Origin of the sequence: Actinoplanes sp. CA-030573, from assembly GCF_050951115.1 — a bacterium.
GTDB lineage: Bacteria > Actinomycetota > Actinomycetes > Mycobacteriales > Micromonosporaceae > Actinoplanes.
Window position 1 is genome coordinate 1,811,522 of sequence record NZ_CP192038.1, and the last position, 23,222, is coordinate 1,834,743.

General features: G+C 71.4%; 18 protein-coding genes and 1 tRNA gene. 11 read left to right on the forward strand and 8 right to left on the reverse strand.

Translation table 11 applies throughout. The features are described 5' to 3' along the window. Positions 1–24 precede the first annotated feature (24 nt). From ACQP2F_RS08485 to ACQP2F_RS08495, 3 genes are read left to right on the forward strand one after another with little or no spacing between them, the layout of a single operon-like run. Positions 25–576, forward strand: coding sequence for a TetR/AcrR family transcriptional regulator (locus tag ACQP2F_RS08485; protein ID WP_433302241.1), 552 nt, complete (start codon positions 25–27; stop codon positions 574–576). A gap of 46 nt (positions 577–622) precedes the next feature. Beyond that, positions 623–1,099, forward strand: coding sequence for an RNA polymerase sigma factor (locus ACQP2F_RS08490; protein WP_433302243.1), 477 nt, complete (start codon positions 623–625; stop codon positions 1,097–1,099). Then, positions 1,096–1,875: a hypothetical protein gene (locus ACQP2F_RS08495; RefSeq protein WP_433302245.1), complete on the forward strand. Its 780-nt coding sequence runs from the start codon at positions 1,096–1,098 to the stop codon at positions 1,873–1,875. The genes ACQP2F_RS08490 and ACQP2F_RS08495 overlap by 4 nt, the downstream gene beginning before the upstream one ends. Before the next feature lie 15 nt (positions 1,876–1,890). Here ACQP2F_RS08495 and ACQP2F_RS08500 read toward each other — a convergent pair whose 3' ends face one another. The 3 genes from ACQP2F_RS08500 to ACQP2F_RS08510 all read right to left on the reverse strand — a co-directional run bounded on the left by ACQP2F_RS08500 (position 1,891) and on the right by ACQP2F_RS08510 (position 5,516). After that, positions 1,891–2,550, reverse strand: coding sequence for a hypothetical protein (locus ACQP2F_RS08500; protein ID WP_433302247.1), 660 nt, complete (start codon positions 2,548–2,550; stop codon positions 1,891–1,893). 304 nt (positions 2,551–2,854) lie between these two features. Continuing rightward, on the reverse strand, positions 2,855–4,261 hold the full coding sequence (gene gltX, locus ACQP2F_RS08505; protein WP_433302249.1) for a glutamate--tRNA ligase: 1,407 nt from the start codon (positions 4,259–4,261) through the stop codon (positions 2,855–2,857). A 13-nt stretch (positions 4,262–4,274) separates the two neighbouring features. Continuing rightward, positions 4,275–5,516 (reverse strand): MFS transporter, encoded by a 1,242-nt coding sequence (locus ACQP2F_RS08510; RefSeq protein ID WP_433302251.1) that lies wholly within the window; start codon positions 5,514–5,516, stop codon positions 4,275–4,277. Between the two features lie 120 nt (positions 5,517–5,636). Between ACQP2F_RS08510 and ACQP2F_RS08515 the strand changes: the two genes are divergently transcribed. Genes ACQP2F_RS08515 through ACQP2F_RS08525 form a run of 3 tightly spaced genes read left to right on the forward strand, consistent with a single transcriptional unit; the run spans position 5,637 to position 6,967 of the window. Next, the gene (locus ACQP2F_RS08515) at positions 5,637–6,170 is read left to right on the forward strand and encodes a dihydrofolate reductase family protein (protein ID WP_433302252.1); all 534 of its coding nucleotides are present in this window, start codon (positions 5,637–5,639) and stop codon (positions 6,168–6,170) included. A gap of 15 nt (positions 6,171–6,185) precedes the next feature. Beyond that, positions 6,186–6,521 (forward strand): ArsR/SmtB family transcription factor, encoded by a 336-nt coding sequence (locus ACQP2F_RS08520; RefSeq protein WP_433302254.1) that lies wholly within the window; start codon positions 6,186–6,188, stop codon positions 6,519–6,521. Further along, positions 6,518–6,967, forward strand: coding sequence for an SRPBCC family protein (locus ACQP2F_RS08525; RefSeq protein ID WP_433302256.1), 450 nt, complete (start codon positions 6,518–6,520; stop codon positions 6,965–6,967). Before ACQP2F_RS08520 ends, ACQP2F_RS08525 begins: the two co-directional genes overlap by 4 nt. Here ACQP2F_RS08525 and ACQP2F_RS08530 read toward each other — a convergent pair. The 3 genes from ACQP2F_RS08530 to ACQP2F_RS08540 all read right to left on the reverse strand — a co-directional run bounded on the left by ACQP2F_RS08530 (position 6,957) and on the right by ACQP2F_RS08540 (position 12,441). After that, positions 6,957–9,047, reverse strand: coding sequence for a methyl-accepting chemotaxis protein (locus ACQP2F_RS08530; RefSeq protein WP_433302257.1), 2,091 nt, complete (start codon positions 9,045–9,047; stop codon positions 6,957–6,959). The two genes, ACQP2F_RS08525 and ACQP2F_RS08530, sit on opposite strands and share 11 nt — an antisense overlap. A gap of 102 nt (positions 9,048–9,149) precedes the next feature. Continuing rightward, positions 9,150–11,888: a pyruvate dehydrogenase (acetyl-transferring), homodimeric type gene (gene aceE / locus ACQP2F_RS08535; protein WP_433302259.1), complete on the reverse strand. Its 2,739-nt coding sequence runs from the start codon at positions 11,886–11,888 to the stop codon at positions 9,150–9,152. A 148-nt stretch (positions 11,889–12,036) separates the two neighbouring features. Continuing rightward, entirely contained in the window at positions 12,037–12,441 is a 405-nt protein-coding gene (locus tag ACQP2F_RS08540; RefSeq protein ID WP_433302261.1) for a YjbQ family protein, read from the reverse strand. A 163-nt stretch (positions 12,442–12,604) separates the two neighbouring features. Between ACQP2F_RS08540 and ACQP2F_RS08545 the strand changes: the two genes are divergently transcribed. The 5 genes from ACQP2F_RS08545 to ACQP2F_RS08565 all read left to right on the forward strand — a co-directional run bounded on the left by ACQP2F_RS08545 (position 12,605) and on the right by ACQP2F_RS08565 (position 21,619). Beyond that, positions 12,605–17,917, forward strand: coding sequence for a fibronectin type III domain-containing protein (locus ACQP2F_RS08545; RefSeq protein ID WP_433302262.1), 5,313 nt, complete (start codon positions 12,605–12,607; stop codon positions 17,915–17,917). Between the two features lie 243 nt (positions 17,918–18,160). Continuing rightward, positions 18,161–20,434 carry a thiamine pyrophosphate-dependent enzyme gene (locus ACQP2F_RS08550; RefSeq protein ID WP_433302264.1) on the forward strand — a complete coding sequence of 758 codons (2,274 nt, stop codon included), beginning with the start codon at positions 18,161–18,163 and terminating at the stop codon, positions 20,432–20,434. A gap of 101 nt (positions 20,435–20,535) precedes the next feature. Then, positions 20,536–20,967: a DUF3052 domain-containing protein gene (locus ACQP2F_RS08555; RefSeq protein ID WP_020516653.1), complete on the forward strand. Its 432-nt coding sequence runs from the start codon at positions 20,536–20,538 to the stop codon at positions 20,965–20,967. Positions 20,968–21,035: 68 nt separating this feature from the next. Further along, positions 21,036–21,557 carry a peroxiredoxin gene (locus ACQP2F_RS08560; RefSeq protein WP_433302266.1) on the forward strand — a complete coding sequence of 174 codons (522 nt, stop codon included), beginning with the start codon at positions 21,036–21,038 and terminating at the stop codon, positions 21,555–21,557. Continuing rightward, positions 21,548–21,619: transfer RNA gene (locus tag ACQP2F_RS08565), tRNA-Val, on the forward strand. The genes ACQP2F_RS08560 and ACQP2F_RS08565 overlap by 10 nt, the downstream gene beginning before the upstream one ends. A gap of 67 nt (positions 21,620–21,686) precedes the next feature. On the opposite strand, the gene ACQP2F_RS08570 is transcribed toward ACQP2F_RS08565, so the two are convergent. Both ACQP2F_RS08570 and ACQP2F_RS08575 read right to left on the reverse strand, forming a co-directional pair. Next, on the reverse strand, positions 21,687–22,982 hold the full coding sequence (locus ACQP2F_RS08570) for a tyrosine-type recombinase/integrase (protein ID WP_433302268.1): 1,296 nt from the start codon (positions 22,980–22,982) through the stop codon (positions 21,687–21,689). 16 nt (positions 22,983–22,998) lie between these two features. Continuing rightward, positions 22,999–23,208, reverse strand: a complete 210-nt coding sequence (locus tag ACQP2F_RS08575; protein WP_433302270.1) for an excisionase family DNA-binding protein — start codon at positions 23,206–23,208, stop codon at positions 22,999–23,001. Between the last annotated feature and the right edge of the window lie 14 nt (positions 23,209–23,222).

Below are 23,222 nucleotides of genomic sequence, written 5' to 3' on the forward strand. Positions count from 1 at the left end.
GCGGCGGATGGACACGGTGGGATCGTGGACGACAAGAGGCGACTGATCCTGGACCAGGCGCTCGCGCTGGTCGACGAGCGCGGGCTGGCGGCGATGTCGATGCGGGCCGTGGCCGAACGGGTCGGTCTGACGTCGATGGCGCTCTATCCCTATGTCGGCGGCAAGGACGCGCTTCTCGACGGCCTGGTCGACCTCCTGCACCACGAGCTGGGCTCGGTCGTCGACGAGGGCGAGGGCATCGACTGGCGGCGCCGGCTGGTCGCGCTGGGCCGGGCCGTCCGGCAGCTCGCGTACGCGCATCCCGGCGCCTTTCCGCTGCTGCTGAACCGCTCGGCGGCCGGCGCATCCGCCTCGTGGCTCACCGCGGCGCTGCGCGGCATCCTGCACGACGCGGGGGTGCCCGACACCCAGGTTCCCCGGCTGGGCCGGATGATCGCCGCCTTTCTGCTGGGTCACACGACCGGCGAGGTCACCGGCGGTCTTCCGGCCGCGGCTTCCGGCGATCCGGCGGCCGAGTTCGAGGCGGACCTGACCGATCTCGTACGCCTGGTGGAGGTCGCCGTTCGGGCGTCCTGACCGCCCTTTGCCGTTGCGAGCGCCGATATTTTCCTATAAAGGAAGCATGTCCGGCGACGAGAATGGTCTGCGCGACTTCGTGACCAGCCGCCTCCCGCATCTGCGCCGGTCGGCGTTCCTGATGTGCGGCGACTGGGAGCTGGCCACCGAGCTGACCGAGGCGAGCCTGGCCCGGGTCGTGGCCGACACCCGGCGCGGTGCGGTCGCCGATCCGGACGTCTACGCGTACGCGGACCTGATGGAGGCCTGCCGTCGCCGCAACCGCCGCCGGGAGCACGTCTTCGTGGCCGCGGCCGGCGCCGAGGGTGTCGCGGCCGAGTCGATCCTGCTGCTCGACGCCCTGCACAAGCTGGCGCCGCGCTGCCGGGCGGTGCTGATCCTGCGGCACTGGGACGGCTTCGACGCGGACGCGGTCGGCGCCATGCTCGACCTCGACGAGGAGCGGGTGGCCGCGTACGAGCGGGCCGGGCTGGCCGCCCTCGAGCAGCTGCTCACCGACTCCGAGGCGGCGCTGGCCGGATGACTGTGCAGCTGACCAGCCTGCTCGAGCACGTGCTCGACGGCGAGCCCGAGGCCGGCGACGCGGTCGACGAGATCTTCCGCCGTGCCGACCGCCTGCGCCGCCGCCGCACCCGGGCGTTGCTGGCGGCCGGCCTGGCCGCGGTGGTCGTGATCGTGGTGGCCGGCTGGCTGCTCACCACGACCCTGATGCCGGCGGCCGGCCCGGACGTGAAGACCACCCCGGCCACGGCCGGCGCCGTCACCGCGCCGCCGGCCGTGGCCGACCGGGTGCTGGCCCTGCTCGCGCCGGTGGCCGCCGAGAAGAAGATGGACCTCGCCCCTCGGCCGCCGGAGCGCGGCGACGGCTGGCGGCAGTACTCGGTCACCGACCGGGACGGCAAGCCGCGCGGCACGCTCGAGGTCGCCGTCTACGCCGTCCGGGACGACCTGTGCTTCCCGGTGACGGCCGCGCCGGGCTCGTGCGCCAAGACCGAGTGGGCGCCGGCCGGCATCGAGTACGTCCGCTACGACGACGACCAGGACCCGGGCTGGCAGGTGCACGAGACGATCGCCCGGCGCATCTCCGACGGCCGGACCGTGGTCGTGATGGCCACCGGCGAGCGGGACGCCGGCCGCCCGTCGGACGGCAAGCCCGGCCTGACCGGCGCCCAGGTCGAGAAGGTCGCGACCGACAAGCGGCTCTTCGACGCCTTCGGCCCGGACGAGAAGTGCCCGGGCCCGGCCGCCGACGCTTGCCCGGTCTTCAAGGTGCCGGTGCCGGCCGGCCAGATCGACTAGGGCGGCCCGGGCGGGTCAGACCTTGCGGCGGATCAGGAAGGCGATGCCGGCCAGGCCGAACAGGATGACGATCAGCACGCCGCCGTTGAGGAGCAGCAGCTCGCGCATCCGCTGCAGGAACGTGGTGACCCCGGCGACCGGGTCGAGCTCGCCGGTCTTGATGTCCTCGCCGACGCCGCCGCCGATGCCGCCGTTGATCACGTCGGGCTTGGCCTTCAGCGGGACGCCGGACAGCCGCAGCGTCTCGGACATGGTGAGCCGGCCGTAGAACCAGCCGTCGTCCTTCTTGCCGCTGGGCTGGTTGGCCGGGCGGTGGGCACGGGGACCACCGGCCGCCATCGGGTACAGCTCGTACTCCTGCAGCGGCACGGTCTTGGCCAGCACGCTCAGCTTGTATTTCGGCCCGAGCTTGTCCGACTTGGGCGCGGTCGTCTGTGGCTTGGCCGACGCCATCCAGTTGACCTCGGCGAGCAGGGTGTCGAACAGACGGGCGCCGTCGCTCGGGTCGACGATGAGCGTGCCGTTGATGTCCTTGCCGGTGATCTGGATGCTGGTCGGCTTGGCCGGCGGCTTCGGCGCGGCCTGCGCCGCGGGCGCGACACCGATGGTGAGCGCGAAAGCGACGGCCAGTGCTCCGGCCGCCGTCGTCAACCGTGTGATCGCCCCTCGAACCATCGTCCGGCCTCCCCCGCCCCGTGGTGGACATGGCTTCGTGCACTGGTCGTGCCGCGACGACGAATCGCGCGGCACGACCGGAGCCACTTCAGCCTCCCCGGACTGACGCCCGGGCGCATCTCGAGCCGGACGATTTGAAGCCATCTGGGGATGACCGACGAAGCGACAACGGCCGTTGATCAGCGGCCGAATAGTACCCACCGACGGCAAGCGGTTGCTGCCCTGGTCACCCCGCTCAGCGTTTTCGTTACCGGAACGACGGGCAACGATGGCGGCCTGGGCGGCAAATACGATATGGAGCTACTTAGAGGGCGGCGCGCGCGGCTCGCAGTCGGCTCAGCGTGCGCTCCCGGCCCAGCACCTCGATCGACTCGAAGAGCGGAAGGCCGACGGAGCGCCCGGTGACCGCGACCCGTACCGGCGCCTGGGTCTTGCCCAGCTTGAGCTCGCGGGCCAGGCCGACCTGCTCGAGCGCGGCCTTCAGCGGCTCGGCCGCCCAGACCTCGAGCGCCTCGAACGCCGCGGCCGTCGCGTCCAGGATCTCGGCGGCGTCGCCCTTCATGGCCTTGGCCCACGACGCCTCGTCGCGCACCGGCTCGTCGAGGAAGAGGAAGTCGACGTACTCCACGATCTCGGACAGCACCGCGATGCGGGTCTGTGCCAGCGGGGCGACCGCCGTGAAGACCTGGATGTCGAAGGCCTCCGGGCGCCACGGCGGTGCCGGGATCGTGTCGGTGCCCTGCAGCCAGGGCGCGCAGCAGGCCGCGAACTCGTCGGGTGCGAGCGCGCGGATGTATTCGCCGTTGAAGGCGCGCAGCTTCTTGATGTCGAAGAACGCGGAGGCGTGGTTGACCTCCTCGATGCGGAACTCGTCCTCGATGACCTGCCACGGGACGATCTCGCGGTCGCCCGAGGGCGCCCAGCCGAGCAGCATCAGGTAGTTCTTCATGGCGGCGGCCAGGTAGCCCTCGTCGCGGTACGACTCGAGGGCGACCTTGTCGCGGCGCTTCGACAGCTTCTGCCGCTTCTCGTTGACGATGACCGGCACGTGCGCCCACACCGGCGGGGTGTGGCCGAGCGCCTCCCACAGCAGCTGCTGCTTGGGCGTGTTGGGCAGGTGCTCCTCGGCGCGGATGACGACGTTGATCCCCATGGTCATGTCGTCGACGACGTTGGCCAGCAGGAACAGCGGCGAGCCGTCGGCACGGGCGATGACGAAGTCCTCGATCAGCTTGTTCTCGAAGGTCGGCTTGCCGCGCACCAGGTCCTCGACGACGGTCTCGCCCTCGTCGGGGGTGCGGAACCGCAGCGCGCGGCCCTCGCCCGGGCCGAGCCCCCGGTCGCGGCAGAAGCCGTCGTAGCCGGTGTGCGGGTTGCCGGTGCGGGCGATGACGTCCTCGCGCTTGCAGTCGCAGTAATACGCCCGGCCCTCGCCGTACAGGCGGGTCACGGCGGCGGCGTGGTCGGGGGCGTACGAGGACTGGTAGTACGGCCCCTCGTACGAGCCCCGCTCGATCCCGATCCAGTCGAGCGCCGAGAGGATGCCCTCGGTCCACTCGGGACGGTTACGGGCGGCGTCGGTGTCCTCGATGCGGAGCACGAAGACGCCGTCGTGCTGCTTGGCATAGATCCAGTTCTGCAGCGCCGTGCGGGCGCCGCCGACGTGGAACATGCCGGTCGGGGACGGGGCGAAACGTACGCGAACAGTCACCCGACCAGACTACCTATCGCACAGAACGGATTTTCAGCACGGCCAGGGCTCCGGCCAGGCTGGTCAGCGCCGTGAGGACGAACAGCGACGGGTAGCCGCCGAGGTAGGCGACCACCGGCGCGGCCAGCACCGGGCCGAGCGCCTGCGACACCGAGGGCGCGATGTTGATGACGCCGATGTCCTTGGCCCGGTCGGTGGCGGCCGGCAGCACCTGGGTCACCACCGCGGTGTCGACCGCCAGGTAGATGCCGAAGCCGGCGCCGAACAGCACCGACGCCACCATCGCGACCGGCCAGGTCGGCCAGACCGCGAGCAGGATCGCGGCGACCGCGATGATCACGCCGGACCAGACCACGAAGACCTTGCGCTTGCCGGCCCGGTCGGAGAGCCAGCCGCTCAGCATCGCCGTGCCGATCATGCCGACCGTGTAGAGCAGGATCATGTAGAGCAGGCCGGTGTCGGGGTCCGCCAGCTTCACCTGGTCGGTCAGGAAGTAGAGCAGATAGAGCGTGCCGAGCGCGTTGCCGAGCATGACCAGGAACCGGGTGACCCAGGCCCAGGCGAAGTCGGGGTTGCCCCGCAGGTCGAGCCGGAACGAGATGCGGGGGATCCGCGCCTCGCCGAGCGGGTCGTCCGGGGTGCGCAGGACGAACGGCGCCACCAGCAGGATCATGCCGAACGCGATGATCAGGTAGCCCGGCGGCGGAGTGGTGACCACGGCGGTGACCAGGATGGCGCCGAGCACCAGGCCGAGCGCCACCGGCATGCCGATCCAGCCCGAGACCAGGCCACGCTGGTCGACCGGCACGCGGTCGGGCACGGCCGAGGTCAGCGTCGCGAGCATGATGTTGATGCCCACGTTCGCGACCGCCCAGCCGACCGTGATCCAGAACAGGTTGGGCGCCACGGCGAGGACCAGCAGGCAGAGGAAGAGCAGCGCGGCGCCGCCGGCGGTCCAGATGTGCCGCCGGCCGAACTGCCGGCCGAACAGCCGCGGCCGGGTGCGGTCGGAGAGGGCGCCGGCCAGCGGGTTGACCACCACGGCGACGATGGCGCCGATGCCGGTGACGATGCCGAGCCAGATCTCCTTGTGCGCCACGCCGAGGTCTTCGATCTGCTCGGGCAGCAGCACCTGGAGTGGCGTGTAGAACGCCATCCAGAGGCCCAGGTTGGCGGCGAAGAGCAGGCCGATCCAGGACCGCCGGACCGGGACGACGGGCTCGGCCAGTGCGGCCGGGTTGTGCGTGATCGCCATCGATCCTCCCCTCCGTAGCGGAGAGCTTACGGAATGTCAGACAGGTTGACGAGGGCCACTCCGGCGTGTAATTTACCGATCAGCTAATTAACCAAGTCGGAAAGTACCGGGGTGATGGAGATGGGCAAGGTTGTAGCGGTCGAGTACACGACTCTTGACGGCGTCTTCGAGGAGCCGCAGTGGAGCGGCCCGTACTTCAACGACGAGCTGGGGCAGTGGCAGGCGGCCAACCTCGGGGAGGCGGATGCGCTGCTGCTCGGCCGGAAGACGTACGAGGGCTTCAAGGCCGCCTGGCCGCAGATGGAGGCCTCCACCGGCGACTTCGGCGTGAAGATGAACTCGATGCCCAAGCACGTCGCCACCACCACGCTCACCGAGCCGGAGTGGAACGCGACCTTCATCCAGGGCGAGGTCGCCGACGCGGTGGCGAAGCTCAAGACCGAGCCCGGCAACCTCCTGATCAACGGCAGCGCCTCGCTGGTCAACTACCTGACCCGGCACAACCTGATCGACGAGTACCGCATCATGATCTACCCGGTCGTGCAGGGCGAGGGGCGCAAGCTCTGGGACGACGGCACCAGGATCGCCCTGAAGCCGACCGCCACCTGGCAGACCACGACCGGCGTCGAGGTCATCACCTACATCCCGGCGTAAGGCGCAGGCGTCCACATGGCCACGGATCAGCTCAGTGTCGTGTTCGGGGCGCTGGCCGACCCGACGCGCCGGGCGATCCTGGCCCGGCTGGCCGACGGCCCGGCGACGGTCAACGAGATCGCCGAGCCGTTCGACCTCACGCTCCCGGCCATCTCCAAGCACCTCAAGGTGCTCGAGCGGGCCGGGCTCATCTCCCGCGGCCGGCAGGCGCAGTGGCGTCCCTGCACGCTCGAGGCCGAGCCGCTGCGCGAGGCGAGCGACTTCCTCGGCCGCTACCGCCAGTTCTGGGAGGAGAGCTTCGACAAGCTCGACTCCCACCTCAAGACTCTGATGAAGGGAACCGACCGATGACCGACGAGATGACCTTCCGCGAGATCGACATCGTCCGGATCTGCGACGCGCCGCGCGAGGTGGTCTGGCGGGCCTGGACCGATCCCGACCAGCTGGCCGCATGGTGGGGCCCGGCCGGCATGCACACGCCGCGCGACCGGGTGGAGATGGACGTCCGGCCCGGCGGCGTGTTCCGGGTGGTGATGGTGCAGGAGAAGACCGGCGCCGAGTTCCCCTCCGACATGCGCTACACCAAGGTCGACGAACCGAGCCTGCTCGAGTTCGAGTGGGACGGTCAGCGCGGCCTCGGCGGCGGCAAGGTCACGGTCACCTTCCGCGATCTGGGCGACGGCCGCACCGAGATGCTCGACCACTTCGCCGGCTACCTCACCGACCAGATCCAGAGCTTCATGGAGCAGGGCGCCGGCGAGCAGTACGCCAAGCTGAACAGCTTCCTCACACGGTGAAGCGCCCGACCAGGTCGGTGAGGCGGCCGGCGGTCGCGTTGAGCTCGTCGGCCGACCGGTGCGAGGCGCTCACCGTCTGCCGGGTGCCGTCGACCGCGCCGCTGACCACGCCGATGCCCTCGGCGATGTCCCGGCTGCCGGCCGCCACCTCGGCGATGTTGCGGGCCATCTCGGCGGTCGTCGCGGCCTGCTCCTCGACGGCCGCCGCGATCGCCGTCTGGTAGTCGTTGACCTGCGCGATCCGGGCGGTGATGGCCTCGATCGCGGAGACCGCCCGGGTGGTGTCGCCCTCGATCGCCGCGACCCGGGCGGTGACGTCCTCGGTCGCCCGGGCCGTCTCCTGGGCCAGCTCCTTGACCTCGTTGGCGACGACCGCGAAGCCCTTGCCGGTCTCCCCGGCGCGGGCGGCCTCGATCGTGGCGTTCAGCGCCAGCAGGTTGGTCTGCTCGGCGATGCTGGCGATGAGGCGTACGACGTCCGCGATCTGCGAGGTCGACCCGCGCAGCTCGGTGATCACGCCGGCCGCGGCCGCGGTCAGCGCCACCCCGTCCCGCCCGGCCTGCGCCGCGTCCTGGGCGTTGCTGGAGATCTCCGAGATCGACGAGCCCATCTCGTCGGCGCCCGCGGCCACCGTCTGCACCACGCTCGACACGCTCTCGGCGGCCACGTTCACCGAGCCGGCCCGGGCCGCCGCCGCGTCGGCCGAGGAGGAGAGTGCGCCGCCGCTCGCGGCCACCTGCTGGGCCGCCGCCGACACCTCGTGCGAGGCGCTGGTCACCTCGGTCATCACGCCGCGCAGCTCGGCCACGGCCGCGTTCAGCTCCTGGCCGGCCACCGCGATCTCGTCGGTGCCGCGGACGTCGACCGACACGGTGAGATCGCGATGCGCGAGCCGGGCCAGGCCGTCGGTCAGCTTCCGCAGTCGCCCCGAGATCCGCCGGGCCTGGAACACGGCCAGCCCCGCGCCGGCGACCGCCAGCAGGACCGCGGCCAGCACGAACGAGAAGAGCATGTCCTTGCGCCCGCTGCGGACCGCGTCGATCGCGCCGTTCGCGTCGGCGTGGTAGCCGCCGACCGCGATCGCCCACTGGAACGGCTTGTAGAACGTGACCATGACGGTGGTGCCGCCGGCTTTGCCGTTCTCGGCGCCCGGCAGGGTGTACCCGGTGCGCCAGAGGCCGTCGCCCAGGGTCGGCGCCTTGGTCACGATCTCCTGGACGTACTTGGCGCCGCCGGCGTCGGTGGCGTCCAGCACGGTTTGGCCGGGCAGGCCGTCGATGCTCGACGCGATCACCCGACCGGCGTCCGCGGCGGCGGTGCTGAACACCGAGGTCCAGCCGTTGGCGCCGGCCTTCTCGACGGCGATCGCCGAGGTCAGGCTGGCCAGGGCGTCCGCCTGGGGCACACCCGCGAAGAGCGCGCCGATCACCTTCCCGGCGCCGTCCTTGATCGGGTCGTAGCCGGTGATGAACGGGGTGCCGACGACCTGGGCGACGCCGCGGTAGCCCTTGCCCGACTTGATCGCGGCGGCCACCGCGTTGGCCTTGCCGTCGGCGCCGACGGCCGGGATGTACGTGCCGACGTTGCCCTTGATCGTGGTGTCGACCCGGATCAGGTCGCCCGCGTCGTCCATCCGCTGGAAGACCGTGACCTCGCCGCCGACCAGGGCCTTCGTCCGCTCGACGAAGCGGGTCGCGCCGCTGTGGTCGCCGTCCTGGGTCAGCGCCTCGCCCTCGATCTTCAGCTGCGGCAGGGTGACCGTCTTCTTGGCCTTGCTGACCTGGTTGGTGGCCGTCCAGGTGCTGGTGGCCGTGGCCAGCCGGGCGCCGCCGCGCTGGCCCAGGTAGACGTCGGCGGACCTCATCTGCTGGTCGACCTTGCCCTGCACGTCCGACCCGACCGTCTTCACCAGCGTCGTGACGTCGGTGACGGTCCGGTCCAGGCTCTCCCGGGTCTGGGCGGCGACCTCGTCCCCGGCGTGCCCGGCGAACCGGCCGCTCTCCCAGGCGCCGACCCCGAGCAGCACGATGGCGGTGATCAGCACCCCGCCCAGGCCGAGTGCCAGCAACTGATGGCTCATCTGCAGACCGCGACGTCTCACCTCACCCTGTTCGGCGAGGTCTGCCGAGGTCTGAGCGGCAAAGGGCCCCATCGTCGCCGATGGGGCCCTTCACGCGAAATGTCAGCTGTCTCCGCCGGTCTCGCCGACCGGAGCCGCCGAGACGTCGTCGATCGCGTACTTCTTGGCCGCCTCGGCCGGCACGTGCGTCGGCACCTTGCCGCGCAGCGCCAGCTGGCGCAGCGTGGCCACGGCCACCGACTCCGCGTCGACGTGGAAGTGGCGGCGCAGCGCGTGCCGGGTGTCGCTCATGCCGAAGCCGTCGGTGCCCAGCGAGGTGTAGTCGTTCGGCACCCAGCGCGAGATCAGGTCGGGCACCGCCCGCATGAAGTCGCTGACCGCCACGACCGGGCCCTCGGTGCCCTCCAGCTTCTGCTGGATGTACGGCTTGCGCGGCTGGTCGCCCGGGTTGAGCAGGTTGTGCTCCTCGACCTCGACCGCGTCCCGGCGCAGCTCGGTCCAGCTGGTGACCGACCAGACGTCGGCGGCCACGCCCCAGTCCTGGGCCAGCAGCTCCTGGGCCTTGAGCGCCCAGCCCATGCCGGTGCCCGAGGCCAGAAGCTGCGCCTTGGGCCCGGTGGTCTCGGGCGCCGCCTGGTAGCGGTAGATGCCCTTGAGCAGGCCCTCGACGTCCACGTTCGGCGGCTCGGCCGGCTGCACGATCGGCTCGTTGTAGACGGTGAGGTAGTAGAAGACGTTCTCCTGCTTCTCGCCGTACATCCGGTGCAGGCCGTCCTCGACGATGTGCGCGATCTCGAACGCGTACGCCGGGTCGTAGGCCACCACGGCCGGGTTGGTGGCCGCGATGAGCAGCGAGTGGCCGTCCTCGTGCTGCAGGCCCTCGCCGTTCAGCGTGGTGCGGCCCGCCGTGGCGCCGAGCAGGAAGCCCCGCGTCATCTGGTCGGCGGCGGCCCACAGCTCGTCCGCCGTGCGCTGGAAGCCGAACATCGAGTAGAAGATGTACAGCGGGATCATCGGCTCGTCGTGCGTCGCGTACGAGGTGCCGGCGGCGATGAAGCTGGCCGTCGAGCCGGCCTCGTTGATCCCCTCGTGCAGGATCTGGCCGTTCGTGGCCTCCTTGTACGACAGGAACAGGTCGCGGTCGACCGAGGTGTAGGTCTGGCCGTGCGGCGAGTAGATCTTCTTGGTCGGGAACAGCGAGTCCATGCCGAAGGTGCGCGCCTCGTCCGGGATGATCGGCACCCAGCGCGCGCCGAACTCCTTGTCCTTCATCAGGTCCTTGAGGAGTCGGACGAAGGCCATCGTGGTCGCGACCTTCTGCTTGCCGCTGCCCCGCTTGACGTCGCCGAACGCCTTCGAGTCGGGGATCGCCAGCGACTTGCCCTTGGTGCGCCGGGACGGCACGAAGCCGCCCAGCTCGCGGCGCCGCTCGAGCATGTACTGCATCTCGTCGGACTTCTCGCCGGGGTGGTAGTACGGCGGGAGGTACGGGTTCTCCTCCAGCGCCTTGTCGCTGATGTCCAGGTAGAGGCGGTCCCGGAAGCCCTTGAGGTCGTCCAGGGTCAGCTTCTTCATCTGGTGCGTGGCGTTGCGGGCCTCGAAGTGCGACCCGAGCGTCCAGCCCTTGATCGTCTTGGCCAGGATCACGGTCGGCTGGCCGGTGTGCTCGGTCGCCGCCTTGTACGCCGCGTACAGCTTGCGGTAGTCGTGGCCGCCGCGCTTGAGGTTCCACACCTCGTCGTCGCTCATGTGCTCGACCAGCTTGCGGGTGCGCGGGTCACGGCCGAAGAAGTTCTCCCGCACGTACGCGCCGGACTCGCCCTTGTAGGTCTGGTAGTCGCCGTCGGGCGTGACGTTCATGAGGTTGACCAGCGCGCCGTCGGTGTCGGCCGCGAGCAGCGGGTCCCACTCCCGGCCCCAGATCACCTTGATCACGTTCCAGCCGGCGCCGCGGAAGAACGACTCCAGCTCCTGGATCACCTTGCCGTTGCCGCGCACCGGGCCGTCGAGCCGCTGCAGGTTGCAGTTGATGACGAAGGTCAGGTTGTCGAGCTCCTCGCGGGCGGCCACGCCGATCGCGCCGAGCGACTCGACCTCGTCCATCTCGCCGTCGCCGAGGAACGCCCAGACGTGCTGCTGGCTGGTGTCCTTGATGCCGCGGTTGTGCAGGTAGCGGTTGTAGCGCGCCTGGTAGATCGCGTTCAGCGGGCCGAGGCCCATGCTGACGGTGGGGAACTCCCAGAAGTTCGGCATCAGGCGGGGGTGCGGGTACGACGGGAGGGCGCCGCCGGGGTGCGACAGCTCCTGCCGGAAGCCGTCCAGCTGGTCGGCGCTGAGCCGGCCCTCGAGAAAGGCCCGCGCGTACATGCCCGGGGAGGCGTGGCCCTGGAAGAAGATGTGGTCGCCGCCGCCGGGGTGGTCCTTGCCGCGGAAGAAGTGGTTCATGCCGACCTCGTAGAGGCTGGCGCTCGACGCGTACGTCGAGATGTGGCCGCCGACGCCGATCTCGGGACGCTGCGCACGGTGCACCAGCATGGCCGCGTTCCACCGGATGTACGCCCGGATGCGGCGCTCGACGAACTCGTCGCCGGGGAACCAGGGCTCCTGCTCCGGCGGGATCGTGTTGATGTAGTCGGTGGAGGTCAGCGGCGGCACGCCGACCTGCCGCTCCCGGGCCCGCTCGAGCAGGCGCAACATAACGTAGCGGGCTCTCTTGGCGCCGCGTTCGTCGATGACTCCGTCGAGCGACTCGACCCACTCGTTGGTTTCCTCGGGGTCGATGTCGGGAAGCTGGCTCGGCAGTCCATCGCTGATTACCGGGCGCTTGCGCTCCGTGGCCACAGGCAATCCTCTTGGTCGGGTGTCGGAACCGGGCGGCCCATTGTGTGAGTCGCTCGGATAGGACTCCATCCTGCCCCCTCGCGGTGGGCATCGTCACGCCTACCCGGGGTGTCCGCGATCCGGGACACACGTACTGACCAGTAACTTCTCAGCCTTCGATGAAGGAGAAGCGGACCTGCCTGGTCGGGTTGTCGCCGTTGGGGTCGACGAGGCAGATCGACTGCCACGTTCCGAGCGCTATCTTCCCGCCGATCACGGGCAGTGTCGCGTACGGCGGGATCCAGGCCGGCAGCACGTGGTCGCGGCCGTGCCCTGTCGAGCCGTGTCGATGCCGCCACCGGTCCTCGGCCGGCAGCAGCTCATCGATGGCCGCGAGCAGATCGTCGTCCGATCCGGCCCCGGTCTCGATGATCGCCAGGCCCGCCGTCGCGTGTGGCACGAAGACGTGCAGCAGACCGTCCCCTTCGGAGGCGGCGAACCGGCTCGCCTCGCTGGTGATGTCCCGGACGACGGGGTGGGAGCCGGTCCGGACCGTGATCACTTCGGTGCGCATGGGCCGAGTGTGCCAGTCCCCTAGCAGGTGGCCGCCCGCGAGTCCACTCCTATTGGCCGGTTTCGGAGGTATTTAGCACGAAAGTGGCTACCTTGTGGTGGTGGCAACCAGTAGCGGGGGTGGAGCAGTGCGACCAGTAAGGCGAACTCTTTCCAGATGGGTTGTGGCAGCCGCGGGCGCGCTGCTGGCCGTCGGCGGTGTGCTGGCCAATCCGGCGCCGGCGATGGCGTCGCCGCTCGCCTCGCCGGACAGCGCCTCGGCGGTTCCGGGCCGTCGGACGATTCTGGTCAGCTGGACGCCGCCGGGCACGCCGGGCGGCGTGATCGCCCGGTACCGGGCGACCGCGAACCCGGGCGGTGCCTACTGCGACGCATCGGCGGTGCAGACGAGCTGCACGATCACCGGTCTGACCGCGAACACGCCCTACACCGTGGACGTCATCGTCTGCCCGAACCTGACGCCGACCGACGCCACCGACTGCTCGGCGCCGGCCACCACCGCCTCGGTGACGCCCGGGCCGCCGGCCGCGCCGTCCAAGCCGGTCGTGACCTACTCCGGCGATCCCACCGCGATGCACGTGAGCTGGAGCGCCAACGGCGTCGGGGCCGGCATCGCGTCGTACAAGGTGACGCCCTCGCCGTCCGCGCCCGGTCAGACCGGCACCTGTACCGGCCTGGTGTCCTACCCGGCGAACAGCTGTGACATCGCCGGTCTCGAGCCGGGGACGGCCTACACGTTCCGGGTAGCCGCCAACGGCGTCACCAACGCGGCCGGCAGCAGCGGCACCTCGACGCTCAGCCCCGCATCCGACGCCAAGATCGCCGGTCCGCCGATCGCGCCCGACGCGCCGACCGTGGTCCGCGCGAGCGACACCAGCGTCGACCTGTCGTGGACGAGGCCGTCCGGTGGCCCGGCGATCACCGGCTACACGGTGAGCAAGACCGTCGACGGCGCGACGACCGGCGTCGGCGCCTGCACGAAGTCCGACCCGGACGACACCTCCTGCACCGTCACCGGCCTGGACATGGCGAAGTCGTACACCTTCACGGTCACGTCGGTCGGCGAGACGAACGGCGGCAGCTCGGTGGCCAGTGCCGCGTCGGCCGCGATCACCCCCGGTTTCCCGGGCCGGCCGGACGCCCCGAGCGTCGAGCTCGGCGACGTCGCCGGCAAGGTCACCGTCTACTGGGACGAGCCCGCCGACGGCGGCACCGTGGACAGCTACGTGGTCACGCCGTCGCCGGCCACCGGCAACCTGTCGCCGGCGACCTGCACGGTCAACTCGCCGACGACCCAGTGCGCCTTCGAGGGCCTGGAGAACGGCACCGCGTACACGTTCACGGTGACCGCGCACAACAACGCGGGCGACCAGACGTCGGCCGCCAGCGCGCCGATCGTCTCGCAGCTGCCGGACAAGCCGGGCACGCCGGCCGTGACGCTCGGCGACGCCCCTGGCAAGGTGAGCCTGAGCTGGACGCCCGCCACCGGCGGTGGCACGGTCACCAACTACGTCGTGACGGCCGATCCGGCCGACGGCGGCAGCGCCGGCACGCAGGACGCGGGCTGCGGCGCCAACCTGGCCGCGCCGTCGTGTGTGATCACCGGCCTGACGCCCGGCGACACCTACACCTTCACCGTCAGCGCCGTCGGCGACCTCGGCGCGGTGGCCTCGGACCCGAGCGACGAGATCGTTCCCGACCAGCCCGGCACGCCCGCCGACGTGGACGTGACGCTGGCCGGCGACCCGGTCGTCGCGACGGTGAGCTGGACCGTCCCGACCACCGGCGGCGGCCTCGTCACCGGCTACCGGGTGCTCGTCGCCTCGACCGACGGCGGAGCGCTGCCGGCCACGAACCCGTGCGAGGTCGGCCCGACCGTGTCGCACTGCGACTTCAGCGGCCTCGACGGGACCAAGCACTACACCTTCACGGTCAGCGCGGTGAACACGGCGGGCGAGACGGCCGCGTCCCCGACCGCCCCGATCGTGCCGAGCAAGCCGGGCGCGCCCACCGACCCGACCGTGACCATCGACGGACCGGGCACGGTGACGGTCGGCTGGACCGCGCCGACCGGCGCCGCGGTGACCGGCTACACCGTCACGGCGACGTCGGCCGATCAGACCGCGGACGTCTCGGCCGGCTGCATCGGCGGGCCGAGCGACACCGACTGCCAGATCACGGACCTGAGCCGGGACAAGCCCTACAGCTTCGTGGTGACCGCGAACAACAGCCTCGGCGGTACGAGCGCCGCGGCCACCGCGCCGATCGTGGCCGACCTCGCGCAGGAGCCGACCTCGGTCGTCGCGCTGCCCGGCGCCGCCTCCGGCACCGTCGAGGTGACGTGGACGGCCCCGACCGGCGGCGGCACGGTGAGCGGCTACACCGTGACCACCGCCAGCACCGACGGCGGCACGCTGCCGACGCCGAACCCGTGCGAGGCCGGCCCGGCCACGACGTCGTGCACGATCACCGGGCTCGACCTGGACAAGCACTACAACTTCACGGTCGCGGCGGTCAATGACCTCGGCTCCGCGCCCGCCCCGGCCACCACACCCGACCTGGTGCCGGACGCGCCCGGAGTGCCGACGTCGGTGGACGTCGCGCTGAAGGCCAACACGCCGGGCACCGTCGTCGTGTCGTGGGATGCGCCGACCGACCGCGGCGCGCCGACCGGCTACGAGGTGCTGACCTCGTCGACGGACGGCGGGGTGCTGCCGACGACCAACCCGTGCGTGGTCGCGGCCACCGAGACCAGCTGCGAGATCACCGGGCTCAACGCGACCAAGAGCTACCAGTTCGTGGTGTCGGCGAAGAATCCCCGGGGACATTCGGACGCGGCCGCGACGACGGCGCTCAAGCCCGACAAGCCGGGCGCGCCGACCGCTCCGCAGGTGGCCCTCGGTGACGCCGACGGCTCGGTGACGGTCTCCTGGACGCCGCCGGCCGGCGGCGGCGCGATCACCGGCTACCGGGTGACCGCCGCGTCGTCGGACGGTGGAACCGAGACGCCGACCTGCACGGGCGACCCGGGCGACACTTCCTGCGACGTCACCGGCCTCGACCCGGACAAGACCTACACCTTCACGGTGGAGGCCGCCAACGCGGCCGGCACCGCCGGCTCGGTGGCGACCGACGCGATCGTCCCCGGCCCGTCGCCGGCGCCGACCAACGTGCAGGTCCAGGTCAGCCCGACTCCGGGCACGGTGACCGTGACCTGGGACGAGCCCGCGGGCGCGGTGGTCGACGCGTACACGGTGACGCCGACGACCGGCGGCATGGCCGGCCCGACCTGTACGCCCAACCCGGCGACAGACCGGACCTGCACGCTCACCGGCCTGGACCCGACGAGGTCGTACACGTTCACGGTGCGGGCCGAGAACGCCCTCGACGGCAACACCTCCGCGCCGACCGTCGCGGTGATCCCGAACAAGCCGAACGCTCCGGGCATGCCGAAGGCCGACGTCATCGCCGCCGACGAGTCCGGCGTGACGGCGCGGGTCATGTGGCCCCCGTCGCCGCCCGGCGCCGGACCGGTCGCCGGCTACACCGTCACCGCGTTCGCGACCGACGCCCCGTCCACGCCGGTCACCTCGGCCGCGTGCACCGACGTCGCCGCCGATGCGTCCCAATGCGACTTCGGCGGGCTGGACGCCACCAAGGAGTACACCTTCGTGGTGACCGCGAACGGCTCGGCCGGCGGTACGTCGGAGAGCCAGCCGAGCTGGCCGGTGAGCATGGCCGGCCCGGACGCGCCGGGCGCGACGACGCTGGCACTCAACGGTGCGAACGCGGTGCGGGTCAGCTGGGACGAGCCCACCACCGGCGGGCCGGTCACCGGCTACTCGGTGACGTCGAGCCCGGCCGTGGCCACGCCGACCGCCTGCCTGCACGTCGAGAAGAGCTCCTGCATCTTCACCGGCCTGATCAGCGGCACCGCCTACAGCTTCACGGTGACCACCGAGGGCACCGCGGGCCGTACCGCCGTCGGCGAGCCTTCGGACACCATCGTGGTCGGACCGCCGGACGTGCCGGCCCGGCCCGCCGTCGCCCCGGGCGCCACCACCAGCGAGGTCGTGGTGAGCTGGGACATGCCGTCGCCCGGCGCCGGCATCGACGGCTACGTGGTGGAGTCGGTTCCGGGCCGGATCGGCTGTGCCGAGCCGGCCGGCGCGGACGCCACCTCCTGTGTGGTCTCCGGGCTCGACCCGGCCACCCGGTACACGTTCCGGGTGCAGGCCGTCGGCGCCGGCGGCAGCGGGAGCTCGGCGTTCAGCCGCGCCTCCGAACCGATCGTGCCGCAGGCGCCGGGCCGGCCGTACAACGTCGACGTGCTCGCCGGCAACCGGCAGGTGGCGGTCTCGTGGACCGCGCCGGCGAACGCCGCCGACCGGGTCGTCTCGTACCGGGCGGTGGCCAGCCCCGGCGGCGCCGCCTGCACGACCACCGGCACCGAATGTGTGATCGGCGGGCTGACGAACCTGACGTCGTACACGATCACCGTGACCGCCGTCGGGCCCGGCGAGGGCAACGTGGCGACCAGCGTGCCCTCGGCCCGCGTGCGGCCGAACGCGGGCGCGCCGGGCAGCCCGACCGCGGTGACCGCCGTCGGCGGCAACGCGAGCGCCGTGGTCAGCTGGACCGCGCCGGCGAACACCGGTGACGGCATCGCCCGCTACACGGCGAGCACGACCGACGCGAACGGTACGCACACCTGCACCACGCCGAACGGGGCGACCACGACCTGCACGATCACCGGTCTGACCAACGGGCAGGTGTACCAGATCACCGTGGTCAGCGTCGGCCAGGCGGCCACCGGATGGTCGGCGCCCAGCGCGGCCGCGTCGGTGACCCCGCGGACCCCGCCCGGCACGCCGCGCAACGTCGTGGCCACCGGCGGCGTCCGGTCGATCGCGGTGCAGTGGGCGTCCGGCGGCGCCGGCGACGGGCTGGCCGGGTTCACCGCGTCGGCCACGCCGGCGGCCGGTGGCGCCCCGCTCACCTGCGCCGGGACCACGGCGACCGCCACCACCTGCACGCTCTCGAACGTGACGCCGGGTGTGTACGCCGTGACGGTCGTCGCGAACGGCTCGCAGACGGGCGTCAAGTCGGCGGCCAGTGAGGCGGTCACGGCCACGGCGCTGTTCTCGGCGGCGCCGACGCTGTCCACCACGACGATGCCGACCGCGCCGAACGCGCTGACCGCGACGTCGTCCTCGGGCCGGGCCGGCAGCACGGTGACGGTGAGCGGAAGCGGCTTCGCGCCGTACACCGGGGTCGCGCTCGCGCTCTACGCCGGCGGCGCCCGGCTGGGCACCGCGGTGACCGACGCGAGCGGGACCTTCACCGCGACGGTGACGATCCCGGCCGGCACCGCCGCGGGCGCGAAGACGATCATCGCGGCCGGCCTCCCGCCGGCCGGGACGCTCCTCCGCTACGCGAAGGCCGCCTTCACCGTCGTGGCGGTCGTGGCCACCTGATCGCGGGTTGCCGATGAGCGGGCCGGAGGGGCTTCCTCCGGCCCGCTCTCATGTGTAGAGATCCAGAATCAGGAACAGACCGGCCACCAGCACCACCCACAGCGCGCCCACGGCGAGCCTCCGCACCACCATCCGGCGAGTACAGCATCCGGGCGGCCCGCCGGTGCCCGAATCGGTGACGGATCAGACTCGGGTGATCGCTGCACGTCAGGGCAGCGTCCCGATCTCCGGCCGGATTCCGAGATGGCAGGCCTGGCGCCGGTGGGCGATGCTGGTCCCGTGACCACGCCGCAGAACCTGGACGAGCGCTTCCGCGACGCGGTGTCGGCCCTGCCGGTGCCCGGCGAGCGGCGCGCGCCCGGTGACGCCGTACGGGACGGCGCCCTGCTCACCGGCGGCCGGGCCGCGGAGCTCTTCGACGCGCAGCTCGCCAGCCGTCATCTCGACCTGGCCGCGCGCTGGCTGCGCAGCTTCAACGAGGGCTTCTACACCATCGGCTCGTCCGGCCACGAGGGCAACGCGGGCGTCGCGGCGGCGCTGCTGCCGACCGATCCGGCGCTGCTGCACTACCGGTCGGCGGCGTTCTTCTGCGCCCGCGCCAAGAGCATCGGCGACGCGGCCCGGGACGTGCTGCGCGGGGTGGTCGCCTCGGCGCACGAGCCGATCGCGGGCGGGCGGCACAAGGTCTTCGGCAGCGCGGACCTCAACATCGTCCCGACCACCTCGACGATCGCCTCGCACCTGCCCCGGGCGGTCGGCCTGGCCTGGTCCCTGGCGCGCCCGCGGAGCACGCCGCGGCGCTGGCCGGCGGACGCGATCGCGGTCGCCTCCTTCGGAGACGCCTCGGCCAACCATGCGACGGCGACGGCCGCGTTGAATGCCGCGGGGTGGTTCGAGCATTCGTCCGTACGGCTGCCGCTGCTCTTGATCTGTGAGGACAACCGCCTCGGCGTTAGCGTGCCCTCGCCGGACGGCTGGCTCGCGGCCATGCTGGCGTCGCGACCGGGCGTGCGCTACACCTCGGCCGACGGCTGCGACCTGGCCTCCACCTACGACGCCGCGGTGGAGGCGGCCGGCTTCGTCCGGCGCGAGCGACGCCCGGCCGTGCTGCACCTGTCCACCGTGCGGCTCATGGGACACGCCGGCGCCGACGCCGAGGTCGCCTACCGCACCACCGAGGAGATCAACCGCGATCTCGAGCGTGACCCGCTGGTCGGCACCGCCCGGCTGCTGGTCGAGGCCGGCCTGTTCAGCCCCGAGGAGATCATCGGCCGCTACGACGAGATCGGCTGGCAGGTCCGCAAGGTCGCCGAAGAGGTGCTCGGCGAGCCCAAGCTCGCCTCGGTCGCCGACGTGGTCGCGCCGCTCGCCCCGCGCCGGCCGCTCCGGATCGCCCACGAGATCACCGAGATCGCCACCCGGGCCGTCGGTCCCGGCGCCGCGGCCCGGCACAAGGCCTTCGACGGCAAGCTGCCCGAGCAGTCCGGCCCGCTCACGCTCGCCCAGACGATCAACGCGACGCTCGCCGACTCCCTGCTGTCGCACCCCGGCATGCTGCTGTTCGGCGAGGACGTGGCGCGCAAGGGCGGCGTCTACGGCGTCACCAAGCGCCTGCAGGAGCGGTTCGGCGCCGAGCGGGTCTTCGACACCCTGCTCGACGAGACCACGATCCTCGGGCTCGGCCTGGGCGCCGGCCTCGACGGGCTGCTCCCGGTGCCCGAGATCCAGTACCTGGCCTACCTGCACAACGCCGAGGACCAGCTGCGCGGGGAGGCGGCGACCATGTCGTTCTTCTCCTCCGGGGCCTACCGGAACCCGATGGTCGTGCGGATCGCCGGGCTCGCCTACCAGCAGGCGTTCGGCGGTCACTTCCACAACGACAACTCGGTGGCGGTGCTGCGCGACGTGCCGGGCCTGGTCCTGGCCGTGCCCGCCCGGCCGGCCGACGCCGCCCCGATGCTGCGCTCCTGCCTGGCCTCGGCCGCGGCCGACGGCAGCGTCTGCGTCTTCCTCGAGCCGATCGCGCTCTACCACACCCGCGACCTCTACGAGCAGGGCGACAACGAGTGGCTGGCGCCGTACTCGCCGCCGAGCTCGTGGGCCGGCGAGCACGTGCCGATCGGCCGGGCGCGCACGTACCCGGTGGGCAACGCGGCCGATCTGACCATCGTCACGTTCGGCAACGGGCTGCGGATGTCACTGCGGGTGGCGGCCAGGCTGGCCGAGGAGGGGTACGGATCCCGCGTGGTGGACCTGCGCTGGCTGAGCCCGCTGCCGGCCGCCGACCTGGTCCGGGAGGCGGCGGCAACCGGCCGCGTGCTGATCGTCGACGAGACCCGGCGCTCCGGCGGCGTCGGCGAGGGCATCCTCGCGGCCCTGGTGGACGGCGGTTTCGTGGGCTCCGCACGCCGGACGGCCTCCGCGGACTCACTGATTCCGCTCGGTCCGGCCGCACAGCACGTGCTGGTGGGGGAGGATGCCATCACACAGGGTGCCCACGCCCTGCTGGCGCGGTAAATTGCCACACACTCGGTGCGCCACTTGCGCACGGGGCCGCGAGTGTGTGGACTACCCCCAGGTTTCGTGCATTTTCATTCTTGGCTAGGAGGACTTAGACAGTGAGCGCGACCGCTGGTCAGGCCGACGGCGTACGCAGCCTGGCGGACCGGTTCGGCTTCGAGCCGAACATGGTGGTCATGGAGATGGGCTACGACGACGATGTCGACGAGGACCTCCGTGACGCCCTGACCGAACGCGTCGGCGAGTTGGTCGACGAAGACACGGACGAGGTCGTCGACGCGGTGCTGCTCTGGTACCGCGACGGTGATGGTGATCTGTTCGAGCTGCTCACCGATGCCCTCGGCCCCCTCGCCGACAACGGCGTGGTGTGGCTGCTGACCCCGAAGGCCGGCCGTGACGGCCACGTCGAGCCGAGCGAGATCTCGGAGTCCGCCCCCACCGCGGGCCTGCAGCAGACCTCGACGGTCAACGCCGGCAAGGACTGGACGGGTGCCCGGCTCGTCTCCCCCAGGGGTGCCAAGAAGAAGTAGCCTCGCGCTCGCCTCTCCGTTCGCGCCGGCCGGCGTCCCTCTGGCGCCGGTCCGGTTAGGGTGTGCGCATGCCGCTTGACGTGGGAGCCCCGGCGCCCGACTTCGCGCTCAAAGATCAGAACAATCAGCTCGTACGCCTTCGTGACTTCCGCGATCGCAAGGCCGTGCTCCTGGTCTTCTACCCTCTGACTTTCACCGGCACGTGCCGGGGCGAGCTGACCGAGATCCGCGACAATATCGGCCTTTATGCCAATGAAGACGTACAGGTCCTGGCGGTCAGCGTCGACTCGGTCTACGCCCACAAGGTCTGGTCGCTCCAGGAGGGTTACGACTTCCCGTTGCTGGCCGACTTCTGGCCACACGGCGCCGTGGCCCAGAGCTACCAGGTCTTCAACGCCGAGGCCGGCTTCGCCAACCGGGGCACTTTCGTCATCGACCGGACCGGCGTGATCCGCTACGCCGAGGAGACCGGCCCCGGCGATTCCCGCGACCAGCACCCGTGGAAAGAGGCCCTCGCCGCCCTGAGGCCCGGCCACCCGGCAAGGTACGATGACCACTCCGGTCGGCCGCAGGCCGAGCCGGGCGCGTAGCTCAGCGGGAGAGCACTCGCCTTACAAGCGAGGGGTCGCAGGTTCGAAACCTGCCGCGCCCACCCATCTGACCAGCACCGGAGCGGACAGCCGAGCGATCGGCGATCCGCTCCGGTCTCAGTTTCGGTCTCAGTTGGTCCGCCAGAGCAGCCCCGCGACCTGCTCGGCGATGCCGCCGGCCAGCTCGGGCGCGAGGTGCTGATAGCGCGTCGTCATGGCCATCTGAGACCAGCCCATCACTTCCATCACGGCCCGGGTCGGCACGCCGAGCACGAGCAGCATGGTGGCGGCCGTGTGCCGGGCGTCGTGAAGTCGAGCGTCCCGGACGCCCGCCTCTTTGAGCAGCGCTTTCCACGCGTCGTGATCGGCTCTGGGGTCGATTGGTCGCCCGTTCGGCTGAGCGAAGACCCAATCGCCTTCTTCCCACAATTGAGCTGCTATCTGCCGTTCTGCGTTCTGCGCTTCCCTGTGCTGCCGGAGCGCTTCAACCAGCGGTGCGGGAATGCCGACCGCCCTGCGGCCGGCACGCGATTTCACGTCGACCTCGCGTAAACCGCCGCCGTGACGCTGCGGGCAATTGCTCGCGTGCCGTTGGCAACCGGGTGGGCACGGTGGCGGGCACGCTCGCTGGTGACGCGAGCACTTCGGCGGGCACGGCGCGGTCTTGTGCAGCCGTTCCCCGCACGCATGCGGGTTCTCGCAGCCATGCCGCCATCGGTGCCGCTGCAATTGCCGGGGCGTGCGCAGGAGGCCGTTCTCCAGATCGACGCGTCGCCATTTCAGGCCGAGTGCCTCGCCCTTGCGGAGGCCGAGCGCGAGCGCGAGCGCGAATCGGACGCCGTTTCGCTTTTCCGCCGCGACGGCGAGTAGCCGCTGCGCCTCGGCGACGGTGAACGGCTCGATCTCCTTTTCGTCGAGTCGGGGTGCCTTAGCCAGTCGCGCGACGTTGCGAGGGAGATGCCCCCGCCGCATGGCGACGTTGAGCGCGGTCTTGATGGTGCGGTGCGCCTGGTGGGCCGTGCCCGGCGCACTTCCTCGCCGGATCATCGCGGCGTACAGCAGCTCCAAATGTTCGGGCTCGAGTTTTTCGAGCCGGTGGGCGCCGATGCCCGGAATCAGATGCGTGTACACGGCCGCGCGGTAGCCGACCATCGTCGTTTCCCGCACGGCCGGGGCGGCGATGGTCTCGACCCAATGGGTCAGCCACGAGGCGACGGTCCAGCGCTGACCGGTCTTTCGGATCGAGCCGCTGTCGCGCTCGCGCTCCAAGTCGCGGACCTTGCGGGTGACGATCGCTTCGGTCTTGCCGCGTACGTGTCGCCGATCGGGCCGGCCGTCGGGCTTGGTGCCGACGGTGACCCGGCCGTGCCAGTCACCGTCGGCACCGAGATAGATGCTCGACGCGCCGTTGGGCTTGCGTCCCATTCGAGGGAATCTCCTTTCAGGCGGCGGCCGGAAGCTGGGTGTTCTGCTGGCGAAGTCGGTGGACGTATTCGGTGACGCAGTCGGCGGGGATGCGGCGGAGCCGGCCGATCGTGACCGACTCGATTTCGCCGCTGGTGACGAGTGCGTACATGAGGGTTCGGCCGATCCCGAGACGGTGGGCGGCCTGCTCGATGGTCAGGACGAGTGGCGTGGCGTCGGTTGCCATGACGGTGTCTCCCC